Genomic DNA, 6,026 nt, shown 5'->3' on the forward strand with positions numbered 1-6,026 from the left:
AGCCCCGTGATGCAACCCTTCACCGCAGCGAGCGCCTCGCGCCGCACCCTCCTCGCCCTGTTCGGCGCCGCCATGGCGTCGGCCCCGCTGCTCGGCTCCCCACGGGCGTACGCCGCCCCCGACCGGGCGGCCGGCCTGGACGACCCGGCGAAGAAGGAGATCGCCATGAAGCTGGTCTCCAGCGCGGAGAACTCCTCCCTCGACTGGCGCGCCCAGTACAAGTACATCGAGGACATCGGCGACGGGCGCGGCTACACCGCCGGGATCATCGGCTTCTGCTCCGGCACCGGCGACATGCTCGACCTGGTCGAGCTGTACGCCGCGCGCCGCCCGGGCAACGTCCTGGCCCGCTATCTGCCCGCCCTGCGCGAGGTCGACGGCACCGACTCGCACGAGGGCCTCGACCCCGGCTACCCCGGCGACTGGCGCCGGGCCGCCCGGGACGGGGCGTTCCAGCAGGCCCAGAACGACGAACGCGACCGCGTCTACTTCGACCCCGCCGTACGGCAGGGCAGGGCGGACGGGCTGCGCACACTCGGCCAGTTCGCCTACTACGACGCCCTGGTCATGCACGGCGACGGCACGGACGCGACCTCGTTCCGCAGCATCCGCGCCCGAGCGCTGCGCTCGGCCCAGCCGCCGTCACGCGGCGGGGACGAGGTGCGCTACCTGCACGCCTTCCTCGACGCGCGGGTGTGGGCCATGAAGCAGGAGGAGGCGCACAGCGACACCAGCCGGGTGGACACCGCCCAGCGGGTCTTCCTGCGCGCGGGCAACCTCGACCTGGACACCCCGCTGGACTGGCGGGTGTACGGGGACAGTTACCACCTCGACTGAGGTCAGCCCGGGGCGGTGGGGAGCAGGCGCGGCTCGATGCGCTCCTCCACCGCCTCGCCGCCCTCGCGGCGCACCACGTAGGCGCCCTTGCCGGGGATCTCGGTGACGGCCTCGACCAGCCGCGTGCCCCGGTAGACGAGCCCCACGCCGTCGTCGGTGCAGTGGGCCTCGGGGAAGGTGCCGTCCGCGACGAGCCGGTGCATCAGCGGGCGTCGGCCCGCGTCGGAGTCGTAGTGCACGCCGTTGCCGTACGGCAGCAGGCCGAGGGCGTCGGTGACGGGGCGCAGTTCGGGCCCGTACGAGTCCGTCGTGCCGCCCTGGAACCAGCAGAGGGAACCGGCGCTGACCCCGCTGAGCACCACGCCCGCCTCCCAGGCGCGGCGCATGATCCGCTCCAGGCCGTGCACCCGCCACACCGCGAGCAGGTTGGCGACCGAGCCGCCCATGACCCACACGACGTCGCTGTCGAGGACCGCGCCCTCCATGTCGTCCAGGTTGGGCATCGGGAACAGCTGCAGCGGGGTGAGGTCGAAGCCGGCCACCCGGGCCGCCTCGGCCATGCGGGCGGCGGTGGCCTCGGCGTCGCCGATCGCGGTGCCGACGTACAGGATGCGGGGGCGCCGGCCGTGAACGCCGGACAGTTCGACGGCGTGGTGGACCAGGGAGTCGAACAGCAGCCGGGTCCGCCGGCCCATGCGGTGGCCGCCGGAGGTGGCGAGGACGGTCGGTTCCGGAGCTGTCATGGCGTGATCATAACGGCCGTCCCCGGGTGCGGTCCCGGGCGCCTGAGGCCGGGCGGGCACGGCGACGGCCCGGTCCGTACCGGTTGCACGGACCGGGCTCGTCGGGCCGTGGCGTCAGCCGCCCGCGAGACGCGAGCGCAGAAGGTCCTTGCCCAGCTCGGCGCCCTTGCGGCTGTCCGCCTGCGCCTTGCGGAACAGGTCCGCGACCTCGCTGTCCTTGTCGCGTTCGGCGTCCTGGATGTACGTCTCCAGGCGCAGGGCATTGCTCAGGCACGCCTCCACGTACCAGATGAGGTTGTAGTCCTTGTCCCGTGTACCGGTCACCTGGCCGGTCTCGGTGCCACTCGTCATGCGGCCCTCCACTTCGCGGTTCTCGGTGCGGATCCGCGGGCCCGGGTCGGGTCACCGGGCGTGACGGATCTTGTCGGCGCGGGCCGAGTACCCGCCCGCGGGCCGCACACACCGCCTGCACGGGAGATCGCCTCGGAAAGGCACGGCCCGGCCCGGGGCGTGGCCGCCTGCGTGTCCCGGTCGGGCGGCGAAGGGACCGACCGGTCTCCCGTGTCGGTCGGCCGCCGAAGAGCCGGACTCGATTCCCCATGCCGGTCGGCCGCCGAAGAGCCGGACTCGATCCCCCATGCCGGTCGCCCGCCGAAGAGCCGGACTCGATCCCCCATGCCGGTCGGCCGCCGGAGGGCCGGACTCGTTCCCCCGTGCCGGTCGGTGCCGAAGGGGCCGACCGGTCCCCCGTGCCGGTCGCGCCCCTGCGGCCCGCCGAACCTACGTGCGCGATCCGCCGGTTGGGAACCGTGCCGATGCCCGGTCCGGCGCCCCGAGGACTCAACCGTGCACAAGCCCGCCCGGATGGTCCCGGTTCGTCGCCGCCGGGGCTACGCGGCGGGCAGCTCCGGCGGGGCGAGGTCGCCGAGGGCGAGGTGGGCCAGGACGACCTCGTACAGGTCGCTGCCGGAGGCGAGGAGCTGGCGCTGCAGCACGGGCTCGGCGCCGCGCACATGGTCGCGTACGGTCTGGGCGTGCACGCCCAGCGTCCGCGCGGCCCGCTCGGCGTTGGCGCCGGCCGCGAGCCAGGCGCGCAGCGTGCGGCGCAGGTCGCGGCCGTCGCCGTCCAGCAGCCCGAGCAGGGCGCGGGACCAGGCGCGCAGGGCGGCGTCCGTCAGCAGGTCATCGAACGCGGTGCGGGCCCCGGCGGGCTGCGGCGGCGGCTGTTCGGTGAGCCCGGCCTGGGAGTTCAGGGCGAGATGGACGGCGGCGCGGACCCCGAGGTCGGAGAAGTCGGTGCCCAGCAGGGCCTCCACGCGCTCCATGCGGGCGCGCACGGTGTTGCGGCTGACGCCGAGGATCTTCGCCGCGCTGACGGCGGTGAACTCCAGCCCCAGGCGCGTGGTGGCGAGGAGCTCGGCCCGCGTGTGGTGGGCGAGCGCGTCGAGCGGGCTGAGCAGCCGCGCGGCCCAGCCGTGCAGCGCCCGGGGGTCCAGGAGCCGTTCGGGGTGGGTGCGTTCGGCGTAGAGCGCCGCCTTGCCGGGCCGGAAGCGGGCCACGGCCAGGGCACTGACGGCCTGTCCGTACGCCGTGGCGGTACGGGCGAGACTGTGCCGGCGGCTGCCGCCGAGGAAGGTGTCGGCGCGGTCGCCGACGAGCGCGTGCAGCCGCTCGGCCGCGGTGTCGTCGGGCACGACGACGATGACATGGGCGTCGACCGCCGGGCAGCGCACGACGAGCGCCCGCTCCCCGGTGGCGTCGAGGCAGTCCTCGGCGAACCGGTCGCGGTCCTCGGGCCGGCACTCGACGACGTAGACGCGGGCGGTGTCGGTGTCCAGCAGGCCGGGCCACAGGCCCGCGGCGACCCGGCGGGCGGAGACGGCGTCCTCCACCATGAGCAGTTGCAGGATGGCGAGGCGCAGGTCGGCGGCGGCGCGTTCGAGGCGCCGGGACGCGAGTGCCGACTCGCCCGCGCCGAGGAGGAGTTCGACGACCGCGGCGGTGTGGGTGACGATGTCGAAGGCCCGGCGGTCGAAGGGTTCCGTGCGGGACACGGCCAGGACGGCGGCGGGCTGCGGGCCCGGCCGCTCCACCCGGACCAGCCGCAGATGGCGTCCGGCGTCCTCCACGGCCGCCGTGGCGATGCGCCCGGCGCCGACGTCCGCGGCGAGCGCGTCGTCCAGCGCGATCGGGCGTCCGGCGAGCAGGGTGCCGTCGTGGTCGCGCAGGCAGACGCTGCCCTCCACGGTCCTCGCCAGCCAGTCGGCGATCCGGCCGAGGTCGCGTCCCGTCGGCCGCAGATGACCGAGCAGTTCCTCCGCCCAGGCGGACCGCCCGCCGTCCCGCGCTCCGCTGCCGCGGCCGGCCATGCCGCCTCCTCCTCGCCTGTCGTACGCCCCTGATCCGTCCGGACGTTACCTCAGGGACCTGGGAAGACGCCGGGGGCGTCAGTCCAGTTCCCGGCTGCAGGCGACCTCGGCCCCGGTGTCCGTCGTGGCCCACTTCTTCAGGACCACCGGTGTCAGACCGGCGGCGCAGCCGTCGAAGGGGATGCCGTCGCTCACCGGTTGGTCCACCAGCACCTCGACGACCTGGTGCGTGGCCCTGTCCGCGGGGGACTTGCCTCGGCAGACGACCTCCGCGACCCACCCCTCCTCGCCGACGCGCAGGCAGTCGCCCACCACCAGGTGGGGGCCGCCGCCCTGGCCGGGGTCCCCGGGGTGCGGGGCCGTGCGGTTGCGGACGCAGACCAGCTGGACGACCGTACGGCTGCCCGCGTCCCACGGTACGTCGACGGTGTCGTCGGTCCGCTCGGGACAGTCGCGCGGGTCGGCCGGGGCGGTGTCCTGGAACACCGCCAGCACGGTGGCCTCCGCCCGGCGGTCGGTGCACGGCACCTCTTCGTACTCGCCGGCCGGCCCCGGGGCGTCGTCCTTCGCGACACAGTCGTCGACGTCCAGCTCCTCTCCCGGCGAAGGGCTCGCGCTCGTGGGCGCGGCGCCGTCCGACCGGTATCCCTCCGCCTGTCCGCAGCCGGTGACCACGGCGCCGGCCAGCAGCACGGCCAGAGCGGCTCTTCGTAACGCCGTCACGTCCAACTCCTTCTGATCCCCTCGGTCTTGTCGCTTGCGCGGGCCGTCAGTATGCCCCACCCAATCGTTTGGGCCAATCGTTTGCCCGGATCGGCCGGAGCGGGTTGCGCAACAATGTGCGCGCGACACAGAACTACCGAGAGGCGGGGTCGTGGTGGAGCAGGGTCCGGTGACATTGCAGGGCATCGCCGAGCGGCTCGGTCTGCATGTCTCGACCGTCTCCCGGGTGCTCAACGGCCCGCGCGACCGACGGGTGCGCGCCGCCTCCGGGGACACGGCCGAGCGCATCCGGCGGCTCGCCGACGAACTCGGCTACCGGCCCAACCCGCTGGCGGCCGGCCTGCGGACGCGGCGCAGCAATCTGATCGGCGTGCTGGTGCCACGGCTGTCCGAGATCGTGATGGCGACCGTCTACGAGGGGGCCGAGGAGGCCGCGGCGGCGCACGGGCTGTCGGCGTTCGTCACCAACACCCATGACGATCCGGCCCTCCAGCGCGACCGGATCGCGATGGTGCTGGCCCGCCGGGTGGACGGCCTGATCATCGGGGACGCCCATCTGGACGGGGCGGCGCTGGACGTGCCGGGGCTGCGCGGCACGCCGTTCGTGCTGGTCAACCGCCGCACCCGGGCCGGTCATACGTCCGTGACGTGCGACGACCGGCTGGGCGGGCGGCTGGTCGCCGAGCACCTTCTCGCGCTGGGGCACCGCTCGGTGGGCGTCCTCGCGGGCGAGCCGTTCGCCAGCACGGGCGCCGACCGTACGGAGGGCTTCGTCGAGCGCTACCGCGAGGCGGGGCTGCCCGTGCCCGCGCACCGGGTCGTGCACTGCGCGTTCGACACCGCAGGCGGCCGGCGTGCCGCGACCGCCCTGCTCACCGGCTCAGGGTCCGGCGCCTCCGACGCGCGCCCGACGGCCCTGTTCGCGGTGAACGACTTCGCCGCCATCGGCGCGGCTGGCGCGGCCCGTGACCTGGGCCTGCACCTCGGCCGGGACCTGGCCCTCGCGGGCTTCAACGACACACCCTTGGCCGCCGAACTCCCCGTGCCGCTCACCAGCGTCCACTCCCCCATGGCCGAACAGGGCCGGCGCGCGGTCGCCCTGCTGCTGCGGCGCATCGCCGGCGAGGAGACCGCGTCCGAGGTCCTGACGCCCGAGCTGCGCGTCCGGGAGTCGACCGGAGAGCCGGTGGGAGCGCCGCTGGGCTGAGCGGGGTCGCGGGGGGGGGGGGCCCCCCCCCCCCACCCACCCCCCCCCCACGCCCCCCCCCCCCCCCCCGGGGCCCGCCCCGCCCCCCCCCCCCGGATAAACCCGGGGGGGTTGGTGGCCGCAAAAGCCGCGGCGAGGCCCCCCGGC

6 protein-coding genes are annotated in these 6,026 nt (G+C 75.2%); 2 read left to right on the forward strand and 4 right to left on the reverse strand.

Annotated features, from left to right (window positions below):
• Positions 1 to 9: 9 nt before the first annotated feature.
• Entirely contained in the window at positions 10 to 837 is an 828-nt protein-coding gene (locus ACIQ6Y_RS39080; protein WP_404047610.1) for a chitosanase, read from the forward strand.
• Between the two features lie 2 nt (positions 838 to 839).
• Here ACIQ6Y_RS39080 and ACIQ6Y_RS39085 read toward each other — a convergent pair whose 3' ends face one another.
• The 4 genes from ACIQ6Y_RS39085 to ACIQ6Y_RS39100 form a co-directional block, all read right to left on the reverse strand.
• Positions 840 to 1,580, reverse strand: a complete 741-nt coding sequence (locus ACIQ6Y_RS39085) for a Type 1 glutamine amidotransferase-like domain-containing protein (protein ID WP_404047613.1) — start codon at positions 1,578 to 1,580, stop codon at positions 840 to 842.
• Positions 1,581 to 1,694: 114 nt separating this feature from the next.
• Positions 1,695 to 1,931: a hypothetical protein gene (locus tag ACIQ6Y_RS39090; protein ID WP_404047616.1), complete on the reverse strand. Its 237-nt coding sequence runs from the start codon at positions 1,929 to 1,931 to the stop codon at positions 1,695 to 1,697.
• 539 nt (positions 1,932 to 2,470) lie between these two features.
• A complete protein-coding gene (locus ACIQ6Y_RS39095; RefSeq protein WP_404047619.1) occupies positions 2,471 to 3,949 on the reverse strand; it encodes a PucR family transcriptional regulator in 1,479 nt (492 codons plus the stop codon).
• A 78-nt stretch (positions 3,950 to 4,027) separates the two neighbouring features.
• Positions 4,028 to 4,672: a hypothetical protein gene (locus ACIQ6Y_RS39100; RefSeq protein ID WP_404047622.1), complete on the reverse strand. Its 645-nt coding sequence runs from the start codon at positions 4,670 to 4,672 to the stop codon at positions 4,028 to 4,030.
• Between the two features lie 169 nt (positions 4,673 to 4,841).
• Between ACIQ6Y_RS39100 and ACIQ6Y_RS39105 the strand changes: the two genes are divergently transcribed.
• Complete coding sequence (locus ACIQ6Y_RS39105; RefSeq protein WP_404047625.1) at positions 4,842 to 5,879, forward strand: LacI family DNA-binding transcriptional regulator; 1,038 nt, start codon at positions 4,842 to 4,844, stop codon at positions 5,877 to 5,879.
• Positions 5,880 to 6,026: the final 147 nt, after the last annotated feature.

It is taken from the genome of Streptomyces sp. NPDC096205 (assembly GCF_044763135.1).
In the GTDB taxonomy this organism is placed as follows: Bacteria; Actinomycetota; Actinomycetes; order Streptomycetales; family Streptomycetaceae; genus Streptomyces.

Bases quoted from the DNA above. Each gene is read 5' to 3' on its own strand.
- ACIQ6Y_RS39080 (WP_404047610.1), top strand. From the start codon at position 10: ATGCAACCCTTCACCGCAGCGAGCGCCTCGCGCCGCACCCTCCTCGCC.
- ACIQ6Y_RS39085 (WP_404047613.1), bottom strand. From the start codon at position 1,580: ATGACAGCTCCGGAACCGACCGTCCTCGCCACCTCCGGCGGCCACCGC.
- ACIQ6Y_RS39090 (WP_404047616.1), bottom strand. From the start codon at position 1,931: ATGACGAGTGGCACCGAGACCGGCCAGGTGACCGGTACACGGGACAAG.
- ACIQ6Y_RS39095 (WP_404047619.1), bottom strand. From the start codon at position 3,949: ATGGCCGGCCGCGGCAGCGGAGCGCGGGACGGCGGGCGGTCCGCCTGG.